Annotated in this window: 13 protein-coding genes; 4 read left to right on the top strand and 9 right to left on the bottom strand. The window is 63.9% G+C overall.

From position 1 onward, the window contains the following. Positions 1 to 13 precede the first annotated feature (13 nt). On the top strand, positions 14 to 967 hold the full coding sequence (locus tag CLV45_RS17965) for an ABC transporter ATP-binding protein (RefSeq protein ID WP_100337857.1): 954 nt from the start codon (positions 14 to 16) through the stop codon (positions 965 to 967). Beyond that, positions 955 to 2526, top strand: a complete 1572-nt coding sequence (locus CLV45_RS17960; RefSeq protein ID WP_100337856.1) for an ABC transporter permease/substrate-binding protein — start codon at positions 955 to 957, stop codon at positions 2524 to 2526. Before CLV45_RS17965 ends, CLV45_RS17960 begins: the two co-directional genes overlap by 13 nt. Positions 2527 to 2537: 11 nt before the next feature. On the opposite strand, the gene CLV45_RS17955 is transcribed toward CLV45_RS17960, so the two are convergent. From CLV45_RS17955 to CLV45_RS17940, 4 genes are read right to left on the bottom strand one after another with little or no spacing between them, the layout of a single operon-like run. Further along, the gene (locus CLV45_RS17955; RefSeq protein WP_157807627.1) at positions 2538 to 3782 is read right to left on the bottom strand and encodes an ATP-binding response regulator; all 1245 of its coding nucleotides are present in this window, start codon (positions 3780 to 3782) and stop codon (positions 2538 to 2540) included. Between the two features lie 12 nt (positions 3783 to 3794). Further along, the gene (locus CLV45_RS17950; protein ID WP_211289969.1) at positions 3795 to 4241 is read right to left on the bottom strand and encodes a response regulator; all 447 of its coding nucleotides are present in this window, start codon (positions 4239 to 4241) and stop codon (positions 3795 to 3797) included. A 1-nt stretch (position 4242) separates the two neighbouring features. After that, on the bottom strand, positions 4243 to 6558 hold the full coding sequence (locus CLV45_RS17945; protein ID WP_100337854.1) for an ATP-binding protein: 2316 nt from the start codon (positions 6556 to 6558) through the stop codon (positions 4243 to 4245). Beyond that, positions 6540 to 7106, bottom strand: a complete 567-nt coding sequence (locus CLV45_RS17940; protein ID WP_100337853.1) for a biliverdin-producing heme oxygenase — start codon at positions 7104 to 7106, stop codon at positions 6540 to 6542. Before CLV45_RS17940 ends, CLV45_RS17945 begins: the two co-directional genes overlap by 19 nt. A 192-nt stretch (positions 7107 to 7298) precedes the next feature. Here CLV45_RS17940 and CLV45_RS17935 point away from each other — a divergent pair, with 192 nt between their 5' ends. Beyond that, positions 7299 to 9491: a TonB-dependent receptor gene (locus CLV45_RS17935; RefSeq protein WP_100337852.1), complete on the top strand. Its 2193-nt coding sequence runs from the start codon at positions 7299 to 7301 to the stop codon at positions 9489 to 9491. Positions 9492 to 9803: 312 nt separating this feature from the next. Here CLV45_RS17935 and CLV45_RS17930 read toward each other — a convergent pair whose 3' ends face one another. The 4 genes from CLV45_RS17930 to CLV45_RS17915 form a co-directional block, all read right to left on the bottom strand. Further along, a complete protein-coding gene (locus CLV45_RS17930) occupies positions 9804 to 10667 on the bottom strand; it encodes an AraC family transcriptional regulator (RefSeq protein ID WP_100337851.1) in 864 nt (287 codons plus the stop codon). A gap of 149 nt (positions 10668 to 10816) precedes the next feature. Further along, positions 10817 to 11851, bottom strand: coding sequence for a cytochrome d ubiquinol oxidase subunit II (locus tag CLV45_RS17925; RefSeq protein WP_100337850.1), 1035 nt, complete (start codon positions 11849 to 11851; stop codon positions 10817 to 10819). A gap of 14 nt (positions 11852 to 11865) precedes the next feature. Beyond that, positions 11866 to 13203 carry a cytochrome ubiquinol oxidase subunit I gene (locus CLV45_RS17920; RefSeq protein ID WP_100337849.1) on the bottom strand — a complete coding sequence of 446 codons (1338 nt, stop codon included), beginning with the start codon at positions 13201 to 13203 and terminating at the stop codon, positions 11866 to 11868. A 92-nt stretch (positions 13204 to 13295) separates the two neighbouring features. Then, entirely contained in the window at positions 13296 to 13736 is a 441-nt protein-coding gene (locus tag CLV45_RS17915; protein ID WP_245882909.1) for a DUF983 domain-containing protein, read from the bottom strand. A gap of 424 nt (positions 13737 to 14160) precedes the next feature. Between CLV45_RS17915 and CLV45_RS17910 the strand changes: the two genes are divergently transcribed. Continuing rightward, positions 14161 to 20088: a YDG domain-containing protein gene (locus tag CLV45_RS17910; RefSeq protein WP_100337848.1), complete on the top strand. Its 5928-nt coding sequence runs from the start codon at positions 14161 to 14163 to the stop codon at positions 20086 to 20088. Between the two features lie 88 nt (positions 20089 to 20176). Here the strand turns inward: CLV45_RS17910 and galB are convergent, their stop codons facing one another. Then, complete coding sequence (gene galB, locus CLV45_RS17905; protein WP_100337847.1) at positions 20177 to 22636, bottom strand: beta-galactosidase GalB; 2460 nt, start codon at positions 22634 to 22636, stop codon at positions 20177 to 20179. Positions 22637 to 22711 lie beyond the last annotated feature (75 nt).

Genomic DNA, 22711 nt, shown 5'->3' with positions numbered 1-22711 from the left:
TTCAACTTCCTGCATGCCCGCCGACCTTGCTCCCGCCATCCGCGTTGCCCACGTCCGCAAGCAGTACGGGACCCATGCGGTGGTACAGGACGTGTCGTTTGCCCTGGCACCCGGCGAAACCCTGGTGCTACTCGGGCCCAGCGGCTGCGGCAAAACGACCCTGCTCAAGATGCTCAACCGCCTGGTGGAGCCCGACGCGGGCCTGGTCGAAATCAATGGGCGCGACGTGCGCCAGCAGCCGGCCGCCGCGCTGCGCCGGGGCCTGGGCTACGTAATTCAGCAGGTGGGTTTGCTGCCCCACTACACCGTGGCCGAGAATATTGGGGTGGTGCCCCGCCTGCTGGGCCAGCCCGAGGCCCAGGTCGAAGCACGCACGGCGACCCTGCTTACCCGCCTGCACTTGCCGCCCGCGCGCTACGCCCGGCAGTATCCGCACCAGCTCAGCGGCGGGCAGCAGCAGCGCGTGGGCCTGGCCCGGGCCCTGGCCGCCGACCCGCCCATCATCCTGCTCGACGAGCCTTTCGGCGCCCTCGACCCCATCACCCGGGCCAGCATCCGGCGGGAGTTTCGGGAGCTGGAGGAGCTGCGCCAGAAAACGGTGGTGCTCGTGACCCACGACGTGACCGAAGCCTTCGAGCTGGCCGACCGGATTCTGCTGCTCCACCAAGGCCAGGTGCAGCAGCTGGGCACCCCGCGGGAGCTGCTGCTGCAACCTGCCACCGACTTCGTGCGCCGGTTTTTTGCCGCCGAGCGACTGGCCTTGCAGCTGCGCGTGTTCACCCTGGCCGATTTGCAGCCCTACCTGCAGCCCACTGCCGCGCTGCTGCCGGCAATGGACACGACGGTACACGAGGCCCTGGAAAACCTGACCAGCGGTGCCCAGATGCAATATTCTTTTGATGTAGCCCAGCTCATGGCGGCCTTTGGGCGGGCCGTGCAAGACGCCGAATCCGCATGGAAACTCTAACTGAGCTGCTCACCTTCTGGCACATTCAGGCCGGCAAGCTGGGCGAGCAAACCCTGCAGCATATTGGCCTCACGGCCGCCTCGTTGCTGCTGGCCGTGCTGCTGGGCGTGCCCCTGGGGCTGTTGCTCACCCGCCGGCCCCGCTGGGCCCCGGCCGTGCTGGGCGTGGCCGGCGCCTTGCAAACCGTGCCCAGCATTGCCCTGCTCGGCTTCCTGATTCCGCTGCTGGGTATCGGGCCTAAACCCGCTATTTTCGCCCTGTTCCTGTACTCGCTGCTGCCCATCATCCGCAATACGCTCACCGGCATTCAGGGCGTGAATCCGGCCGTGGTGGAAGCGGCCCGGGGCCTGGGCCTGACCGACGGCCAAGTGCTGCGCCGGGTGGAACTGCCGCTGGCCTTGCCGGTGCTGTTTGCCGGCATCCGCACCGCTACGGTCATCAACGTGGGCGTGGCTACGTTGGCGGCCTACGTGGCCGCCGGCGGCCTGGGCGAGTTTATCTTCGGCGGCATTGCCCTGAACAACCCGGTTATGATTCTGGCCGGGGCATTGCCGGCAGCCGCGCTGGCCCTGGCCTTCGATGCCGCCCTGGCCGGTTTGCAGCGCCTGAGTTCCCGGCAACTGGTACGCGTGGGCGCCGCCCTGCTGGTGTTGCTCCCGCTGCTGGGTGCGCTTTACCTACTGCCCCGGGCCGCGGGCAAGCTGCTGGCCGGTTTCAGCCCCGAGTTTGTGGGCCGCGCCGATGGGCTGCCGGGCCTGCAGAGCGCCTACCGGCTCCGCCACCTGCCCAGCGTGGTCTTGGCTCCGGCCCTGGTGTATGAAGCCGCCCGCCACCAGGACGTCGATTTGATTGACGGCTACTCCACCGATGGCCGCATCCGGGCCTACAACCTGCTGGTGCTGCGGGACGACCGGCGCGTGTTTCCACCCTACTTCGCGGCTCCGGTCATTCGGCCGGCCGTGCTGCGGGCTCACCCGGAGCTGGGGCCCGTGCTGGCCCAGCTGGCCGGGCAGATTTCCGACTCGGTGATGACCAACCTCAACTACCGCGTCGACTACCTGCACCAGGAGCCGCGGACGGTGGCCGAGGCGTTTCTGCGGCGGCGCGGCCTGTGGCAGCCGCCCCGGCCGCTGGCCGCCGGGGCTCCGGTAGTGCGGCTGGGCTCCAAGATTTTTGCCGAGCAATACATTCTGCTGGAAATGTACGCGGCCCTGATTCGGGGCAATACCGGGCTGGCCGTGGAAACCAAAACCGGCCTGGGCGGCACCACCATCTGCTTCGAGGCCCTGCGCACCGGCGCCATCGATATGTACCCCGAATACACCGGCACGGGCCTGCTGGTGCTGCTGCAGCCCTCGGCCGCCGTCCTCGACTCGCTCGGGGGCCGCCCGCCGGCGGTGCTGCGCTACGTGCGGCAGGAGTTCCGGCGGCGCTACGGGCTGGAGTGGCTGGCTCCGCTGGGCTTCAACAATACTTACGCTCTGCTTATGCGCCGCCAACAGGCGCACGCCTTAGGTATTAGTTCTATTTCCCAGCTTAGTCAGTATTTACTGCCGTAGCGGCTTGGGTGCTAGCCGGATTGGGGCTGGTTGAGAAAAATGCGGAACGTGGTGCCCACGCCCAACTCACTTTCTACCTCAATGTGCCCCCCCTGGGCCTGCACCAGCCGGTTTACCAGGAACAAGCCCACGCCGGTACCCTCACCCGCTTCGGGGTGGAAGCGCCGGAACAGGTGAAACAGCTCCGAGCCGTCCCGCTCCAAATCGATGCCCAGGCCGTTGTCCTGCACTTCCAGCACGGCCTGGTTTTCGGTGGCCGTGCTGCGCACCGTAATCTGCGGGGGGCGCTCCGGCTGCCGGTATTTCACCGCGTTGGCTAGCAGGTTCAGCAGAATAGTGCGCAGACTGGTGCGCACGGCCACTATTTCGGGCAGCGCGTCGAAGTCGGTGCCTACCGTGCCCTGGGCGTCGAGCAGCTGGGGGCGCAGGGTCTGGAGCACGTCGGCCGTCAGGTCGGCCAGCAGCACGGGCTCGGTGTTTTCCTCGCCCGGGGCGCGGTCTACCTGCACCACAGCCGACAAATCGGTGACGGTCGTGGTCAGGTCGCGCAGGGACTCGTCGACCAAGCGCAGCACCTGGGCCTCGTCGGGGTCGTTGAAGGTGGCCGTGCGGCGCAGCTCCTCAAACAGGCCCCGCAGGTTGTTGATGGGCTGCTTCAGGTCGTGGGAAGCGGCGTACACGAAGTTGTCCAGGTCGCGGTTGGTGCGGGCCAGCTCCCGGTTACGGGCTTCCACTTCCTGGTTGGCAGCCAGCAGGCGGGCGTTGGTGAGCTGCACCTGCAGCCGGGCTTCAGTCAGCTCCTCCAGGGAATCACGCAGCTGCTGGTTCACGGTCTGGAGCTGCCCGTGGTAGCGGCCCACGTACTGGCGCCACTCGTTTTTCTCAATGGCGTGCAGTACCGTTTTGCACAGCAATTCCTGGTCGAAGCGGCCCTTCACCAGATAATCGAGGGCGCCGTTGTTGAGGGCGCGCACGGCCAGCTCCTCGCTGCCGCCGCCCGTAATCATGACCACGCACAGCGTATCGGGCGGCGTGAGCTGCTTCAAATCCTGCAGCAGGGTCAGGCCGTCGGTGTCGAGCAGGTTGTGGTCGAGCAGCACGCAGTCGGGCCGCACCCGCCGAAACTGCTCTATTCCTTCCTCGCCCGAGGTAGCTTCAACTATTTCCAACCGCTCGTGCCCTATCTGCTTGCCCAGATAGCGCTTATACAACATCCGGTCATGCTCGTTGTCGTCAACGAGAAGGATTCTTTTCACGCGGGCAATAACCTAATTGGTCGAGGGTAATTCCGAGGTATTGAGCCAATAGCGCACCAATAACCGGGTTTTTTCTTCCAGGGCCGCGTACTCGATGGGCTTGGTCAGGTAGCTGTTGGCCCCCAGCCGGTAGCAGTCTTCAATATCGCGGCTGTTGGTCGAGGTGCTGAAGATAATCACTGGAATAGACTGCAAACGCGGGTCGCGCTTCAAGGTTTCGAGCACGGTGCGGCCGTCGGTGCCGGGCAGGTTCAGATCCAGCAGCACAAACACGGGCAGCTGCTGGGGCCAGCTTTCGTGCTTGCCGTAGCCTTGCAGATACTCCAAGGCTTGGTCCCCATCTTCGCAGCGCAAGAGCTGGTTGGGCAGGGCGTGTTTGCGGAAAGCCCGACCCAGCGCCGTGAAGTCTTCCACACTATCTTCCACCACCAGAATGGGCTTATGAGTTGAGGCTGTCACTTTACAGGTGCTTTGAAATAGAGAAATAAAACGTGGCCCCTTGGCCTAGTACGGATTCAACCCAGATTTCGCCATCCTGCTTCTCCACCATTTTCCGGGCGATGGCCAAGCCGGCTCCCGTGCCCCCGCCATACTTTTCCTGGGGGTGTAAGCGCTTGAAAATCCGGAAGATGGACTCATGATGACGCGGGTCAATCCCGATACCTTCGTCCTGAACATAGAAGACGTGAAAATCGTCCCGGCCGCCGGAACCGCGCGGGCCCCGGACGCCCTCGGCCGCCAGCCCGATGCGAATCTGCTTCTCGGGCTGGTTGCTGTAGCGCATGGCATTGGTCAGCAGGTTGTTGAACACTTCGCGCACCCGCACCGCGTCGCAGCGGAAGGTGGGCAGCGCATCCACGATGGTCACCTGGGTGCGGGTTTGCTCGAAGCGCGGGTGCAGCAAATCCACCAGGTCCTCGACCAGCTCCTGCACGTTGGTTTCCTCGATGTTGGCTTCCTGCCGGCCCACGCGGCTGAGCTGCAGTAACGATTCGAGCAAGGACTCCATCCGCTGGCTCAGGCGCACCAGGGTCTGGAGGCGGCCTACGCCCTCGGAGTCGAGCTTTTCGGCGTAGTCTTCGAGCAGGAAGATGCTGTAGTTGTGAATGCCGCGCAGGGGCTCCTTCAAATCGTGGGAGGCTACGTAGGCAAACGAGTCGAGCTCGTCGTTGCTGCGCTCCAGCTCCGAGTTGAGGCGCACCAGGCTGGCGGCCCGGGTCTGGAGCTCGTTGAACACCTTCAGGCGCACATCCGACAGGTGCAGGCGGATTTCCTTGGCCGCTTCCACTTCCATCGGCAGCCAGGACGCCGAGGTGTTGACCACCGTCTGGGCCCAGGCCTCAAACGACTGCCGGGGCGAGAGTTTGAGCTGCCCGTCCTGCAGCACTTCGGCCTTCTGGGTTTGCCCGGCCCAGGTCACGGTCTGGATTTGCTCGGGCCGGAACCAGATGATGTAGTCGCCGGCTTCCTGGGCCAGGGAAATGGCAATAAAGCCGCTGGCCACCCCCCGAATGGCCAGGCCCTCGGGGTTGTGCTTGACGTAGGAATCGGTGTAGAACACGTCTTCCTTCACGTTGACCTTCAGCCAGTTGATCAGGCCCTGGATCTGCTCTTTGGTGGGCGTGGTACCCAGCGAGATAATATCGCCCTCGAAGCAGATGGCGGCCCCGCCGCAGTTGAAGGCGTCCCGAATGGTGGGCATGCGCTGGTAGAGGCCCTCCACGAAGTTGCTGTGCTGGCCCACCAGCTCGAAGATGCGCACCTGGGTGTCGCGGATGTGGAGGCGGTAGGCCTGCTCGTCCTGCTGCTGCTTGGTTTTGAGCAGGGCCGAGAAGGTTTTGCCCAGGAACAGGCACAGCTCGCGCAGCTCGTAGCTTACCAGGCGCGGCGTCATGTGGTGGCAGGTAATGAGGCCCCAGAGCACGCCTTCCTGGATAATGGAAATGGTCATGGTGGCCGCCACGCCCATGTTGCGCATGTATTCCAGGTGAATCGGGGACACGCTGCGCAGCACGGCGTAGGTCATGTCGGGCGGGCGGTGGGCCGTGGGGTGCAGCACGGGCACGAGCTTGGCCGGCTCGTAGCTCACGTTGGGAATAAAGCGGAGCCAGTTTTTGAGGTACATGGCCCGGGCCTGCTGCGGAATATCGGTGGCGGGGTAGTGCAGGCCCATAAAAGGCTCCAGGTCGTCGCGCTTGGCTTCGGCCACCACCTCGCCGCTGGCATCTTCGGCAAACTTGTACATCAGCACCCGGTCGAAGCCGGTGATGTCGCGCACCTGCTCCACGGCCAGCTGGCAGAACTCGGCCACGGAACTGGCGCCCAGCATCTGGCCCAGGGCCAGGTTCAGGGAAGGCAGGTCGACGGCGCTGACCGCCGTTTCGGCCACCGGCTCAAACTCCAGCCAGAGCAGACCGTCGTAGCGGTGGAGGATGATTTTGTAAAACGGCCGCTCGGCCACCGCGTCGAGGCGGGCCCCCAGCAGTCGGGCCGCTTCGGTGAGCGTGGGCAGCAGCTCCTCAATTTCGGCGATGGTAGCCGCGCCCAGCACCTTGTCCAGCCCGTGGCCGATGAGGTTTTCGGCGGGCACGCCAATCAGGGCCAGGGTATTCTCACTGGCGTGGACCACCCGCCGGGTTTCGGGCTGCAAACACAGCAGAAAGCCGTAGGGCTGCACCGAGCCGGGAATGTGAATGGGCTCCCGGTCGCAGTTGGTCAGCGTAATGGGCGAATTGAGCAGACTCTCGTCGCTGTAGATTACGGTTTCTCGATCCACGCGTGTAAAGTTTGAAACGTTGAAGCAGCTGAAGCCACAATTTCAGCCTGGTTGTCTTCGGTAGCGGCCTCGGCCAGCAGCTGGCAGAAGCTTTTCCACAGGGGTCCGGTTTGCTCGCCGTTGCTGGTGAAGTAGCGGCGGCCTTCGATACCGGCCTTGGCCAACTGCCGGGCCAACACCTGGCCGCCCAGCGTGGAGCCCTCCAATACGTACATGGCGCCCAACAGTTGAGGCCAAGTGTCGAGCTTAGGCAGGGCCGGGCACTGGGGCAGGGCGGCCGGGGTCACCCCCAGGTCCTGGGGAATAAGGTGGGCCCGCAGGCGCTGCCCTACTTGCCACTCGGGGCCCAGCGGCTGCTCACGCAGGCGGGTTTCGTAGGGCGCCAGGAAGCCGTACATCTTGGCCAGAAACTGCCCGGTAACCGCCTCCGTAATAGTGTCCTGCTGAATAGCCCGGTTAAACTCATTCTGCTCCAGGGCATCGTGGTAAGGCCGGGTTTCGGTGCGCAACAAGTGCAGAATAGCGGGGCGCTGAATAGTGGCTGACATACGGAGCGGCGGGTACAACGAGTAAAGATAAAGCAAAGACAACGGGATTTACGCGCCGGGAAGTTCAAGTTATCCGGCCAATACGGTTGCGTCAGCAAGTCGTGGAGCCTTTGGGGCCGCCAGGGTTCGGTTCAGGTCATCTTCAGAATCAGCGCGGACTTTTACAGTATTCCGAGCCTTACCCTTTGCCGCATGCGCCTGATTTTCACCGGACTTTTTCTTTTACTCACCTTCGTAGCCCAGGCCCAGCACGAGCTGCGCGCCGTGGTGCAGGACAGCCTGACCCGGGAGCCGCTGCCGGGCGTGACGGCCGTGGTGCCGGGCTCGGGCATCGGGGCCAGCACCGACGCCCAGGGCCGCGTGACGCTGCCGGGTCTGCCGGCGGGCAGCACGGCGGTGGCCTTCTCCTTGGTGGGCTACCGGGGCCGGACGCTGCGCGTAACGCTGCCCCAGGCGCCGGGCGCCGTGCTGAGCGTGCGGCTGGCTACCAGCAGCGCCGAGCTGGGTGAGGTAATCGTGACCAGCACCCGCACCAACTCCCGCATCGAGGATTTGCCGACCCGAATTGAGGTGCTGGGGGCCGAGGAAATTGAGGAGGAAGGCGGCCTCAAACCCGGCAACATCGTGAGTTTGCTCGGCGACGTGGCCGGCATTCAGGCCCAGCCCACGTCCGTCACCACGGGCAGCACCGATTTGCGCATCCAGGGCTTGTCGGGCAAGTACACCCAGCTGCTGCGCGACGGAGTGCCGCTCTTCGGCGGCTTCGCCGGCTCCTTCGGCATCCTGCAGATTCCGCCCCTGGATTTGCGGCAGGTCGAAATCATCAAGGGCGCCTCGTCCACGCTGTACGGGGGCGGGGCCATTGCCGGCATGATTAACCTCGTCTCGCGGGAGCCCCAGCTCAATGCCCCGGAGCGCACGTTCTTGGTCAACCAAAGCACGCTGCGCGAAACCAACCTCAACGGCTTCGTGGCGGCCCGCAACGAGAAGCTGGGCTACACCCTGTTTGCCGGCGGCACCCGCCAGCAGGCCGTGGATGTGGATAAGGACGGTTTTTCGGATTTGCCCCGCCTGCGCAGCTTTCTTCTGCACCCCCGCCTGTTCTGGTACCCGGCCGAGAATCAAAAGCTGATCGTGGGCTACACCGGCACCTACGAGGAGCGCCGGGGCGGCGACGTGCAGGTGCTCGGCGGCCAGCCCGACGCCCGCCACCAGTTCTTTATCAGCAATACCAGCTGGCGCCACACGGCCGATGCGCGCTACGAAAACACCGCCGCCAGCGGCAACCAGCTGCTGCTCAAAGCCAACCTGAGCGACTTTCAACGCACGGCCACCACCAACACCACCGGCCTCGACGCCCGCCAGCTCTCCTATTATACCGAGGCCAGTGAGCTGCTGCACGTTGCGCAGCATACTATAGTAGCGGGCCTGAACGTGACGGGCGAGAGTTTCCGGCCCCGCCACCCCGGGCAGCTCCGGCTGCGGAGCTACGACTACGTGACGCCGGGCCTGTTTGCCCAGGACGACTGGAAGCCCACGGCGGCCTTCACCCTGCAAACCGGCCTGCGCCTCGACCACCACAACCAGTACGGCACCTTCGTGCTGCCCCGGGTGAGTGGGCTGCTGCAGTTCAGCCCGGCGTGGTCGGCGCGGGTGGGCGGCGGGCTGGGCTATAAGGCGCCCACGTTTTTTGCTAACGAGCTCGACGAGCGGGACTACGCCAACCTGCTGCCCTTTGCCGCCGACGTGCAAGCTGAGCAGTCGGCTGGGGCCAACGTGGACGTGAACTTCCAAACCAAGGGCGGCAGCGGGGAAGACAGTTACAGCCTGACGGTGAACCAGTCGTTTTTCCTGACCCGTATTGCCCACCCCCTGCTGCTCAGCCAGGACGACGCCACCGGCCTGATCCGCTTTTTCAATGCCCCGGCGCCGTTTGTGACGCAGGGCTTCGAAACCTACGTGCGCTACCGTCAGGACGAAACCGAGCTCTACCTGGGCTACCTCTTCACCGATGCCCGCCGCCACCAAGCGGCCGACAATCCTTACCTGAGCCTGATTGCCCGCCACAAAGTAGCCGGCGTGGGCACCGTGGAGCTGGGTCCGCACTGGCGCGTGGGCGTGGAAGCATCCTACATCGGGCAGCAGTATCTGGATAACGGCCGCCGCACGCCCGGCTACTTCATTACGGCCGGCATGCTGCGTTACACCACTGGCCCGGTTTCCTTCGTGCTCAACGGCGAAAACCTGCTCGACTACCGCCAGACCCGCCGCGAAGCCGTGGTGCTCAGCGACGCCCAGGGCAGCTTCGCCAACCCCGGCTTCCGCCAGCTCTGGGCCCCGGTAGAAGGCCGCGTCCTTAATCTGTCGATGACGCTGAAGCTGTAGGGTTCAGCCTGGAACGCCCAGAGTAGAACGTCCTGTCGAGCAGAGCGAGACATCTCGCGTGCTGACATTGTTGGGAAAAGAACGTCATGCTGAGCGCAGCGTAGCGAAGTCGAAGCATCTCTACCGCAATGGTAATTCTGACGCCTGCACAACGAAGCGGTAGAGATGCTTCGACTCCGCTTTGCTTCGCTCAGCATGACGGTTACCATTGCCCGCGAGATGCCTCGCTTTGCTCGACAGGACCTTTTTCAGCTCGCAAACCCCTGGTAGCATTCGATGGCGCGACGTTTCTGAATGCTACTGAGCCGCTGCTCAGGACCTGTGGCGGAAAGCCTCGGGCGTCTGGCCCACGTACTTTTTGAAGTAGCGGGTAAAGTAGGAGGCATCCTCGAAGCCCACGGCATCGGCTACCTGGGCCACCGACTGGGCCGAGTGGGTGAGCTGGCGCTTGGCCTCGGCCACCACCCGCTCGTGGATCAGGTCACTGGCGGTTTTGTTGAGGATGCGGCGGCAGATGGCGTTGAGGTGGTTGGCCGTCAAGGCCAGGCGCTCGGCGTAGTAGCGCACCGATTTTTCCTGGCGGAAATGCTCGTTGAGCAACTGGCTGAACTCGCGCACCTGCTGCTGCCCGTAGGCGGGCGGCGAGTTTGTTTCTTCCTGCGGAAACGTGCGGGCGGCCAGCTCCAGCGTCAGGTAGACGTAGGCGCCCACCACGGCGTCGCGGTTGGGCAACGCGACTTGGTCTTCCTGGTAAACGCGCTGTAACAGGGGCAGAATGTCGGTTTCGGCCGCCGGCAAGTATACCACGGGCTGGTGGCCGGGCGCGAAAAACGGGTATTCGGCCAGACGGCTGGCCGGGTAGTACTGAAGGTAAAATTCGGCGGTGAAGAAGAGAATGAAGCCCTGAGCATCGGCCGACAGCGCCCAGGAGTGGACCTGGCCCGGGGCGAGAAAAAACAGGCTGCCCGGCCGGAGCTCGTGGGCAATCAGGTCGATGGTGTGGGTGCCCTGGCCCTGGGTGATGTAGAGCACGAGGTAGAAATTGTGGGCGTGGGGCTCACTCACGTGCGGAAACTGCCGGGCGTGAGTTTCCAGCTGCTGAATGTAGTACCAATGGTTGTTGCCGGCCCGCGGAAACGCGTCGAGGGCCAGTACGGGCAGGGCGGGTGCTTTCATGCGGCCGGCAAGGTACCCGCCACCGGGCAAAGTTCCACCGTCTCCCGGTTCAGCCGCCGCTCCATGACTTGCCGCTGGCAGCTAGTTTAGGCACCACCACCGCTGACCTTGTTGTTTGTCGTTCTGGTGCGCGAACTACAAAGTTCGCGCTACTGCGCCACTTCCGATCCGGCGCTCTGGGGACGCGACGCGTGCTGGAAGCTGTAGTACAAATAGCCCAGCGCGGGCAGAATAAACACGCTGCCCACCAGCAGAGCCCAGCCCAGGGCCGACACGGTTTTGGCCGGGGCCAGCTGTTCCACCAACGACAGGTGCTGGCCATTGCGCAGGCGGATAAAATCGGGAAAGTGGGCGTAACCGACGGCCAGCAGAATCATCGTGACCTGAAAGCCGGCCAGCACGCGGGGCAGCCAGGTGAGGCCGCGGCCCAGCACGTACCAGAGCAAACCGAGCGAAATAGTGGCCAGCCCGATGGCCGTGAGCCCCACCGCGTTGCCAAAAATCCAGCTCATCAGCGGCAAGCCTTCGTAGCGGGCGGCCACGAAGACCAGGGCCCCAGCGGCAAAGGCGACGATAATCAGCAGGCGGGTTTTGCGGATGAAACGCTGCCGGTCGGCCTCAGTAGTAGCTTCTCCTATGGTATAGACCGAGGCCAGAAAGCCGCACAAGGCCACCGTGAAGACGCCCACGGCCACCCCAAACCAGTGCAGCCAGCTCCAGACGTAGGCCGAGAGAAAGTCCGGGGCGGCGGGGTCGATGTAGCCGGCCAGGGCGCTGCCGGCCAGAATGCCAATAAAGAGCGGCGTAACCAGGCTCGAATACACGAAAATGGTGGCATACACGCTCTGCATCCGGTCGTGCACCGCGTCGTAGTGCCGGAACACGAAGGCCGTGCCCCGGGCAATAATGCCCAGCAGCAAGAGCAGCAGCGGAATGTGCAAGCTCACCGACATCACGCTGTAGATGCGCGGAAAGCCCACGAACAGGATGACAATGGCAATGATGAGCCACATGTGGTTGGCCTCCCAGATGGGCCCAATGGCCTGATAGAGCGTTTCGTGGGTTACGCGGCGGTTTTTGCGGGACGTAAACAGCTCGATGATGCCCGCCCCGAAGTCGGCACCGCCGAGCAGCAGGTAGAGCAGAATGGCCAGGTACAGGTAGGCAATAACGACGTAGTCCATGAAACAAGCAGCGGCTAGGCGTGGGCGGCTTCGGGCGTACCGGCGGGCACGTCGTAGAGCTGGGGTACCATCCGGATTTGGCGGTAGAGCAGGAACACCACGACCAGGCTCAAGGACAGGTACACGGCCGTAAACAGGTAAAACGAGTAGGCAATGCCCGGCATGGGCGTTACGGCGTCGGCCGTGCGCATCACCCCGTTGATAATCCAGGGCTGCCGGCCGACTTCGGTGACCGTCCAGCCCGCTTCTACGGCCAGAAACCCGGCCGGCGTAGCGGCCACGAACAAACCCAGCAGCCAGCGGCTCGTGAGCCACTGCTTGTTGCGCCACAGCGCCAGGAAGTACACGGCCGCAATGCCCATCATCAGCGTGCCCAGCCCCACCATCAGCTGGAAAGCAATATGCGGCACAAGTACCGGCGGCCGGTTTTGGGGCGCAATCCGGTCGAGGCCGGTGACTTCCTGCTCGAAGTTGCCGTGGGCCAGAAAGCTTAGCATCCCCGGGATTTTGAGGGCGTAGTCCACGCGCTGCTTGTCTTCGTTGGGCAAGCCGCCGAGGACCAAAGAGGCGTGCTTTTCGGTGTGGAAGTGGGCTTCCATGGCGGCCAGCTTGGCGGGTTGGCGGCGAGCTACGTCCTTGGCCGAAAAGTCGCCGCTCAGGGGCTGGAGCAGGGCGGCCACGGCCCCGAAGGCGGCGGCAATGCGGAAGGCCCGGGTATGAAACCCGGTATTGCGGCCCCGGCGCAGCATCAGGGCGTGGACGCCGGCCACGGCAAACCCGGTGGCGGCAAAGGCGGCCAGCGTCATGTGCAGGGCCTGGGACAGCCAGGCGTCGTTGAACATGGCCGCAATGGGGTCAATGTTGAGGTACTGCCCGTTCACGTAGTCGAAGCCGGCGGGGCTGTTCATCCAGGCGTTGGCGGCCACCACCAAGATGCCCGAAGCCAGCCCGCTCACGCCCACCACGACGCCCGTAAACCAGTGAAACCAGGGGTTGAACCGGTCCCAGCCGTAGAGAAAAAAGCCCAGGGCAATGGCCTCAATGAAGAACGCCGTGCCTTCCAGGGAAAACGGCATGCCGAAGATGGGCCCCGCGTGTTCCATGAATTTAGGCCAGAGCAAGCCCAGCTCAAACGACAACACCGTGCCCGACACGGCACCCGTGGCGAAGAAAATAGCCACGCCCTTGCTCCAGGCCCGGGTCACGTTGCGGTAGGTATTGTCCCGCGTCCGGAGCCAGAAATAGTGGGCCACGGCCATAAAAAACGGCATAACCATGCCGATGCAGGAAAAGATGATGTGAAAGCCCAACGACAGGGCCATCTGGGAGCGGGCAGCAAGAAAATCATCCATACGCAACGGGGCTGGGCGGAAAGCGGAAAAGTAGCCGGTAGTAAGCCAGAAAAAAGCCCCGAAGCCAGAATTTCTGACGGCGGGGCTAGCAGTTACAAAACAGCGGGGGCGTTGGCCCGACTTCGGGGCGAGGCTTCATCGGTGGGAAGTCGCCGCAGATTAGGGTCGTATTTGATGCCCCCGAACAAGTAAAGCATGATGGCCCGGGAGTAGCGCAACGTGGCCGGAGCCGTCACCAGCACCAAAGCCGTGACCAGCAGCACGTACACCCACACCGAGGGGTTGTTGAACAGGTAGTAAGCCGCTACCCCGCCGATGGCAAACCAGGCCACCGAAAAGGCGTAGCTCACGAACATGGCGCCCCAGTAAAAGCCGGGCTCGGGCTCATAGGCCACGCTGCACACCGGGCACCGCTCGGGCATGACGGCGTACTTGGTGAGCTTATAGGCCGGGTACGAAAACAACGGGCCCTGGTGGCAGCGGGGGCAGCGCAAATCAAGCAGGGCCAGCGTAGACGAATCGATGGGTTTCATAAGGCAGAAGTCTGGGCTTCGATAACAAGACAAAATTACCTACGGTGCCCACGCCAAGTAAGACACAAACCCGCGCATCTACCGCACAAATCAACGATGGTATACCCGCCGCCTGGGCACTCTGCCATTGCGCCCCGACTAGTCTCTCTGAGCTAATCATAAATCAATTGTATAGTGAAATCCATATTATTCACCCGGAGAAATGAATGCGTATAAACACAAAATAAAATTGAAATAAATCTATTTAACATGATGTGTTATATTAATTATTGATAAATTACACTTAAATATTACTTCTGTCCTCACTTTAAGAGTTTCTGCATCCCGGCCGGGCCCTAGCCTACGCCTGGCCAAGCCCTGTGCCTTTGGCTGCCGCAGCCAGGCAGCTTGCTCTTTTATCTACCACCTTTTGCATACCACCTGTATGACCACACCCGTACCCTCCATTCTCCGGCGGAGAAGGAGCAGCGCCCTGGGGTTGCTGCTCACGCTAATTCTCTTTTTAATTGCCTTAGGCGGCGCTGCCCAATCCAGCTACGCGCCCACCGTCACCTCGGACAAGGATGACTACGCTCCCGGCGAAGTGGCCCACATCAGCGGCAGCGGCTGGACCCAGGACCAGACGGTGCACGTTGAGTTTAAGGAGGAGCCGGATTATCCCGACTACCACCGCTACGATGTGCCGGTGGCAGCGGATGGCAGCTGGCAAATTGATTACAGCATCGAGCAGCGGCACTTGGGCGTGAAGTTCACCGTGCTGGCCGCGGGCGGCACCACCGCGTATTTGGCCTCTTATCAATTCACGGACGCGGGCGAATATCCATCGGGGGCGGCGCTGATTACGACTACTGCGCAGTCTTTCTGCCTTAATGGTACTACCACGGCTCTGCAAGCCAGGGTGCTTACGTGCGGCTCGGGAAGCAAGGCCAACATTGTGTATAGGTGGTATTATAACCTTACCAATACGACCAGCTTAACCAATGCGGTACTGGTTCAGGCAACGCCAACGAGTGGGGGGGGCATCTGGGCAACCAACACTAACGGGGGCACCTACAGCTATACGCCCAACTCCACGGTTGCCGGCACCCGCTACTACTTCTGCCAGATAACCCAACTGTCGGCGCTGTCTGGGGACCCAGGTTGCGGCAACACTGCGGCGCCCTTTTCTACCGCTACGGTGGCGGTTACGGTAACTCCCCCCGTTAGTGCGCCCACGCTCATTACCGTGGTGGCCGGCAGTACCGAACCGAATTGCCCGGTCACGAGTGCCACCACCACGGCCTATACCTCCTCGGCCGCCAACAGCACAGGCCTCAGCTGGTCGTTGAACAACTCGGCGGCCGGCACCATCAATGCCAGCGGCGTGGTAACCTGGGCGGTGGGGTTCGTCGGCACGGTCAATATCGAGGCAACGGCCGTGGGCTGCAACTTCTCTTCAGCCTCCACGACGCGCACCGTGACCCTGCGGGGCCCCACCGTTAGCGTGACGGGAGCCGCTACGTTTTGCAGCGGCGGCAGCACCATGCTCACGGCCAACGCCACGGCGGGTGCCGGCACCATCACCGGGTATCAGTGGTTTCGTAACGGCTCGGCTATCAATGGCGCACCCGCCCAGCAGCAAACCTACACGGCTAGCACGGCGGGAACCTACACCGTGCTGGTTACCAACAGCAATACCTGCACGGCCATGTCGGCACCCCTGCCCGTAACGGTTACCCAACTGCCCGTGCTGACCGTCACGGCTCCGGCGGCCGTGTGCGCCCCGGCCACCGTCAGCCTGACGGCCGCAGCCGTAACGAGCGGCAGTACGCTGCCCAGCGGCAGCACGCTCAGCTACTGGACCGATGCCGCCGCCACCACGCCGCTGAGCACCCCGGGCGCCGTAGCCGTCAGCGGCACGTATTACATCAAAGCCACGAACGGCAACTGCTCGGATATTGAGCCCGTGGCCGTGACCGTGACGCCCGCCCCCACGACGGCCAATGCGGGTCCGGCTCAAACTATCAGCGGCACCAGCACCACGCTGGCGGCCAATACGCCCATCGTCGGTACCGGCAGCTGGAGTATCACCGGGGGCCTCGACGGGGTGGTAGCCACTCCCGACAGTCCGACCTCGGGCTTTAGCGGCGTGGCCGGCACCACCTACCACCTGCAGTGGGCCATTGCCAACGGCAGCTGCACCTCGACGTCGCAGGTAACCATCACCTTTTCCGAGCTGCCGACCACCCTCACCGTAGCAGAAGCCACGGGAGTTTACGGCGGCACGACTACCCTGACGGCCACGCTCAGGGCCGGCAGCACCCCGCTCAGTGGCAAAACCATTGCTTTCCGGCTCAATAACCTGGCCGTGGGCACCGCCACAACCGACGCCACCGGGGCCGCCGCGCTGCCCAACGTCAGCCTGGCCGGTATCAATGCCAGCCCCACGGCTTATGTAGGGTATGTGGCCGCCAGCTTTAGCGCCGGGCCGGGCTACGCCGCCAGCAGCGCCACTGGCAGCCTGCTGGTGCAAAAGGCCCCGCAGACCATTACCTGGCCGAACCCCGATGCCATTGCCTACGGCACGGCGCTTTCCAGCAGTCAGCTCAATGCTGCCGTAACCGGCGTGGCGGGCGGTTCGGCGCCCGGGGCGCTTAGCTACACACCAGCCGCGGGCATTATCCTCAGCACCGGCCCGCAGCAAACCCTGTTGGTGGAAGCCGCCGCCACGACTAACTACCAGGCGGCCAGCGCCTCCGTGTTGCTGACCGTTACGCAGGTAACCCCGGACGTGACGGCCAGCGGCGGCACTTTCCCCTACGACCACCAGGCCCACGGCGGCACGGGCCAGGCTACCGGAGCTGGTACGCCGGCGGAAGTACTGACCGATGTCACCCTGCGCTATGTTGGTACGGGCCTTACCACGTACGGTCCCGCGGCGGAAGCTCCAGTTCGGGCCGGTACCTACGCGGTTACGGCGGTCTACGCCGGCAGCCTCAACTACACCCCGGCCACCAGTGAGCCCGCCGCCCTGACTATTCAACCCAAAGTCCTGACGGCTTCCTTTACGGCGGCCGGCAAAGTATACGATGCTACCCGGGCGGCCAGCATCACCGGCCGCGCCGTCAGCGGAGCCATAGCCGGCGACGAAGTCAGCCTGACGGGCGGCACGGCCACTTTTGCCGACAAAACCGTGGGCCCGGGTAAAACCGTTACCGGCCTGGGCTTCGGCCTCACCGGGGCCGATGCGCCCAACTACCGCCTGCTGGCGGGCCCGGTTACGGCCACGGCCAGCATCACCCCCAAAGCCCTGACGGCGGCCGTCACGGCCGACTCAAAAACCTACGACGGGACCACGGCGGCCATCCTGACCACCACCAACTTGGCCGGTATAGTGGACGGCGATGCCGTCAGCATCTCGATTGGTGGGGCGGCCTTTGCCGATAAGCACGTGGCCACCAGTAAAACCGTAACGGCCACCGACCTGACGCTGACGGGTGCCGACGCGGCCAATTACAGCGTCAACGCCACGGCCTACACCACCGCCGATATTACTCCCAAAGCCCTGACCATTGCCCTCAGCGCCCAAGACAAAGAGTACGACGGCACCTCCACGGCCGGCACGGCGGCCTTGCTGGCGGCAGGCAGCGGCCTGCTGACCGGCGACGTAGTAACGGTGACCAGCAGCAACGGGCAGTTCGACTCGAAAACGGTGGGCGCCGGCAAGCAGGTAACGGCGGCCGTAGCCATCAGCGGCGGGGCCGACGAGCACAACTACGCAGCCAATCCCACGGCTAGCGCCACGGCCAGCATTACGGCCCGCTCCCTGGTTATCGGCATCAGCGCCCAGGGCAAGCAGTATGACGGCACTACGGCGGCGGCCGTCAGCGCGGCCATCAGCAGCGGGCTGGTGCCGGGCGACAAGGTGAGCGTAGCGGCCACCAATGGGCAGTTCGACGACAAAAACGTGGGTTTGAGCAAGCCCGTCATGGCCGGCGTGAGCAAGTCGGGGGCCGATGCGGGCAACTACGCGGCCAACGCCACGGCTACTACTGCGGCCGCCATTACGGCCAAAGCCCTGGTAGCTTCCGTAACGGCCAGCGCGAAAGTGTACGACGGGCAAACCGGCGCCACCGTTACGGGCCGCACCCTGAGCGGGCAGCTCCCCGACGACGAGGTGGTGCCCGGGGGCGGCACGGGCAGCTTCGCCAATAAACACGTGGGCACCGGGAAAACCGTAACCGTGACGGGCCTGACCCTGACGGGCGCCGACGCGGCCAACTACAGCGTCAACGCCACGGCCTTCACCACCGCCGATATTACTCCCAAAGCCCTGACCATTGCTCTGACGGCCGCCCACAAGGTATACGACGGCACCCGCACGGCCTCGGTAACGCCGGTGCTGCGGCCGGCCAGCGGCCTGGTAGCCGGCGACGTCGTCACGCTCGGGGCCGCCAATGGCTTATTTGCCACTAAGAACGTGGGCACCGATAAGCTCGTCACGGCCGACGTGAGCCTGCCGGGCGGGGCCGACAAAGACAACTACGCCCCCAACACCACGGCTTCGGCCCAGGCCAACATCACCGTGCGGGAGCTGAAGGTGACGGCCACCGCTGCCAGCAAGGTATTTGATGGTAACACGGTGACCCTAGCCACCCTCCAGGACGACCGGGTGATCGGTGACCAGCTACTCCCGGTTTACACCACGGCCAGCTTTGCCGATGCCAACGTGGGCACGGCCAAAACCGTGACGGTGAGCGGCATCAGCATCGGCGGCGAGGATGCGCCAAACTACCTGGCCAATACCAGCACCACGGCCACGGCCAACATTTCCACCGCCACTTCGGACCTCATTCTCAGTCATAGCGGCCCGGTGCAGTACTCCGACCAAGTGACGCTCACGGCTACCGTGACTTCACTCTCGGCCCTGAGCGTGCTGACGGCTGTGGGGGGCACCATCGACTTTAAGCTGGGCACTACCACGCTGGGCAGCGTCGCGTTTCCGGCGCCCGGCGGCCTGAGCACGGTTAGCAAGACGTTTATTATCAGTCAGAAAGCCGGCAGCTACGCCATTACGGCCCTGTTCCGACCTAACACTACCAACGTGGGAGAGGCTACCGGCGCCACGCCTACGAATTTGGTTGTAACTCCGGAGAATACCGACGTGGTGTACTCGGGCCTGGAATACTTTGGCACGGCCAACTCGACTTCGGCCACGGCCAACGTGGAGTACATTGCTACGCTGACCGATGCTGCGGACAATTCGCGGGGCATTATTGGCAATGCCCGGGCCGCGTTTAAGGAGGTGAACGGCCTGGGGGAAACCAACCTGTTCGGCACGACTACCTTCGCCGTCAGCCCCGTCAGCACCGCCAACCTGCAGGGCACGGCCCGCACCGGCGTACTACCCGTAACGCTGAGCTCAGCCGACTTCGGCAACGGCGGCCGCACCTTCGATTTGCTGGTGGAAGCCCAGGGTGGCTACTACGCCGGCCGCACGCCCGAGCACACCCTGATTACCATTGCCGTGCCCGGCCAGGACTACGTGAATGGCGGCGGCAGCGTAGTGGTGGCCCAGTCGGGCGGCTCGTATGCGGCGCCGGGGGGCTCGAAGATGAACTTTGGCTTCACGATGAAGTGGAACAAGAGCGGCAAAAACATCCAGGGCCAGGCCACCATCATTTTCCGCCGGCTGGTAGGCAGCCTGTGGCGCACTTACCAGATCAAGAGCAACTCGATTAACACCCTGGGCACCGTGTCCAGCGCCAGCGGCAACCAGGGCGACTTCAACACCAAGGCCACCCTGAGCGACATCACCGACCCGCTGAATACAACCGGCCTCAGCGGCGGCCTGGACTTGTCGGTGCAGGCCTTGGAGTCGACCGTGACCGGGGCTCCGCATAAGATTGGCGTCACGCTGCGGTCCTCCACCGGGGAGCTGCTGTTTTCCAGCAACTGGACCGGGGGCAAAACGGTACTTCAGGAACTCAAAGGCGGCAAAATCAGCGTGCGGAGCAGCACCGCCATTACCACCACGGCCCCCGCTCCCACTACGACGACGAGCGTGACGCTGGGCAGCACCCCGGCCAAAGCCGCCGCCTTGCTGAGCAACGCCGCCGGGCTCGAAATCTACCCCAACCCGGTCGTGGATCAGGCCACCATCCGCTTCCGCCCGACGCTGGGCGGCAAGGCCCAAGTGTATTTGTACAACGAGCTGGGCCGCCTGGTAGCCACGCTCTACAACGCTGAGGTGGTCGGCGGCCAGGACTACCAGCTCGACCTGGGCCGCGCCGAGCTGCCCAACGGCGTCTACACCTGCCGGCTGATTACCAACAGCACCGTCGAAAACCGCCGCTTCAGCATCGTGAAGTAGCGGCGCGCTGCCGACGCCATGGCAGTGCGTAAAAAAGGCCGCCGGGAGTTTCCCGGCGGCCTTTTTCGGTCTTTACGCCCGGGCCCAGCTATTTCGCAGCAGTAGTTTGCAGGGTCACACTGGCGCTTTTCAGGCCTTTGCCGGTGGCTTGCAGCTGCACGGGCCCGGCCTTATCGGCGGCCTGCACGATGGCCACGAGCTGCCCCTGAAATGCTTTCATACGGGGCTCGTGAAACAGCTCCAGGCTGGCCGCGTTGCCGTTGGCCGCCGCCCGAAACTGCCCCGCCCCCGTGACCTTGAACTGCACTTCGTTGCTGGCTTCGGGGCAGAGGTTGCCCTGGGCGTCTTCCACCCGCACGGTTACGTAGGCCAAGTCCTGCCCGTCGGCGGCCAGGCTGGGGCGGTCCGTGACCAGCTTGATATGGTGGGGCTTACCGGCGGTGCGCACTTCCTCCTCGGCCACGGCTTTGCCCTGGGCGTCGTAGGCCACTACTTTCAGGCTGCCGGGCGCGTATTTCACCTCGTTCCACATCAGGCGGTACTGGGTCTGGGGCTTGTCGGATGAGCTCTTGGTTTGGCGGCCCTGGCTTACGCCGTTCACGAACAGCTCGGCCGAGGGATAATTCGTGTAGCAAAACACCGGCGTGGTCTGGCCTTCGCGGCCGGGCCAGGTCCAGTGGGGCAGCAGGTGGAGCGTGGCCGCGGTGGGGTTCCAGCGGGAGCGGTAGAGGTAAAACCGGTCTTTGGGCAAACCCGCCAGGTCCATGATGCCGAAGTAGGAGCTGTGCGAAGGCCAGGCTTCGTCGTAGGGCGTCGGCTCGCCGAGGTAGTCGAAGCCGGTCCACACAAACTCGCCCATGAGGTAGCCCAGCGCGTCCTGGGCCGCGAATTCCTCGTCCGGCGTCTGGGACCAGTTGCAGGCTTCCAGGTCGTAGGACGACGACTGATTATCCGGATACTTCTTATCCTTGGCCGTTACCACCGGAAACTTGTACACCCCGCGGGAGCTGACCGTGGAAGCCGTTTCGGAGCCCAGCATCAGGGCCTGGGGCAGCTTGGTGTAGGCTTCGGGGTAGCGGTGGGGCTTGTAGTTGAAGCCCGGCACGTCGAGCAGGGCCGCAAAGCCGTTGCCCACTACCGCGTCGAACTGGTCCATACCGGCCGTCACGGGTCGGGTCGGGTCTTCGCGGTGCACAATGTCTTGCAGGCGCCGAGCAATCTTGGTGCCGCCGGGGGCCCACTGGTCGGGCACCTCGTTGCCGATGCTCCACATAATGACCGAGGGATGGTTCCGGTCCCGGTGCACCATGTTCACCACGTCGCGCTCCGACCACTCGTCGAAGTACTGGCTGTAGCCGTTCTTGACCTTGGGCTTTTTCCACTCGTCAAACGACTCCACAATCAGCATAAAGCCCATTTCGTCGGCCAAACTCACCAGCTCCGGGGCCGGCATGTTGTGAGTCGTCCGGATGGCGTCGGCGCCCAGGTCCTTGAGCAAGGTCAGCTGCCGGCGCAGGGCGGCCGGGTTGATGGCCGCGCCCAGGGGGCCCAGGTCGTGGTGGTTGCACACGCCCCGGAAGCGGCGCGGCTGCCCGTTCAACGAAAAGCCCTTGTTGGCCTCAAACGTAAACGAGCGGATACCGAAGCGGGTCTGATACTCGTCTTTGAGCACCGAGCCGGCGTACAGCTTCGAGGTGGCCGTGTAGAGCACCGGCGTTTCCGGCGACCAAAGCCGGGGCTGGGGCACCACCAGGTTTTGCTCGAACTGCTGCCCGTCGGTAGCGGCCAGGGGCGTACTGGTGGTGGCTACCACCGTGCCCGCCGCATCCCGGATTTCGGTGTCGAGGCGCAGGCTCTGGGCCGCCGTGGCGCCGGCTACTGCGGTGCGCAGCTTTACCTTGGCAAAGTCGGCGGTGATGGTGGGCGTGGTGACGTAGGTGCCCCACACCGGGATGTGCACCTCATCGGTAACGACCAGGTGCACGTTGCGGTAGAGGCCGGCGCCGGGGTACCAGCGCGAGGCTTCGGGCTGGTTTTCCAGGCGCACGGCCAGGGTATTGGCGCCGCCGCCCGGGCTCAAAAACGGGGTGATATCGAAGTGAAACGAGTTGTAGCCGTAGGGCCAGTAGCCCACTTCCTTGCCGTTCACAAACACGTGGGCGTTGCTCATGGCCCCGTCGAAGACCAGCTCGGCGCGCTTGCCCGGCCCGAAGCCCGGCACCGCCAGCCGCCGCCGGTACCAGCCCGTGCCGATAAAGGGCAGCCCGCCGGTGCGGCCGGCTTTGGTGGTAGCCTGCTTCTCGTTGTTCTGCTCAATCTTGACCTGCTGCAAGTCGTTGGTGCTGCTAAACGGACCGTAGATGGCCCAGTCGTGGGGCACGCGCACGGTTTGCCACTTGGCGTCCTGGAAGCCGGGCTGGGCCGCGCCGGCCACGTCGCCCTTGGTAAATTTCCAGTCGGAAGTCAGCAGAATATCCTGCCGCGACTGGGCCAGGGCCGGGGCGGCCACCATCAGGAGCAGGGCCAGAAAGGAAGAAGAAAAGCGCATGCGGAAGAGTTTGGAAGCAAATGGAGTGGCAAGATACCCAGCTGGCCGAAGGCACCGGGCCCGCAGCGGGTGAGC

It is taken from the genome of Hymenobacter chitinivorans DSM 11115, from assembly GCF_002797555.1.
Lineage (GTDB): Bacteria > Bacteroidota > Bacteroidia > Cytophagales > Hymenobacteraceae > Hymenobacter > Hymenobacter chitinivorans.
Note: the sequence above shows the minus strand (reverse complement) of the source record. Positions and strands in the feature narration are given on the sequence as shown.

Excerpts from the sequence above, each read along its gene's own strand:
- CLV45_RS17940 (WP_100337853.1), bottom strand. The coding sequence starts at position 7,106 with ATGTCAGCCACTATTCAGCGCCCCGCTATTCTGCACTTGTTGCGCACC.
- CLV45_RS17910 (WP_100337848.1), top strand. The coding sequence starts at position 14,161 with ATGACCACACCCGTACCCTCCATTCTCCGGCGGAGAAGGAGCAGCGCC.
- CLV45_RS17960 (WP_100337856.1), top strand. The coding sequence starts at position 955 with ATGGAAACTCTAACTGAGCTGCTCACCTTCTGGCACATTCAGGCCGGC.
- galB (WP_100337847.1), bottom strand. The coding sequence starts at position 22,636 with ATGCGCTTTTCTTCTTCCTTTCTGGCCCTGCTCCTGATGGTGGCCGCC.
- CLV45_RS17930 (WP_100337851.1), bottom strand. The coding sequence starts at position 10,667 with ATGAAAGCACCCGCCCTGCCCGTACTGGCCCTCGACGCGTTTCCGCGG.
- CLV45_RS17925 (WP_100337850.1), bottom strand. The coding sequence starts at position 11,851 with ATGGACTACGTCGTTATTGCCTACCTGTACCTGGCCATTCTGCTCTAC.
- CLV45_RS17920 (WP_100337849.1), bottom strand. The coding sequence starts at position 13,203 with ATGGATGATTTTCTTGCTGCCCGCTCCCAGATGGCCCTGTCGTTGGGC.
- CLV45_RS17965 (WP_100337857.1), top strand. The coding sequence starts at position 14 with ATGCCCGCCGACCTTGCTCCCGCCATCCGCGTTGCCCACGTCCGCAAG.
- CLV45_RS17915 (WP_245882909.1), bottom strand. The coding sequence starts at position 13,736 with ATGAAACCCATCGATTCGTCTACGCTGGCCCTGCTTGATTTGCGCTGC.
- CLV45_RS17935 (WP_100337852.1), top strand. The coding sequence starts at position 7,299 with ATGCGCCTGATTTTCACCGGACTTTTTCTTTTACTCACCTTCGTAGCC.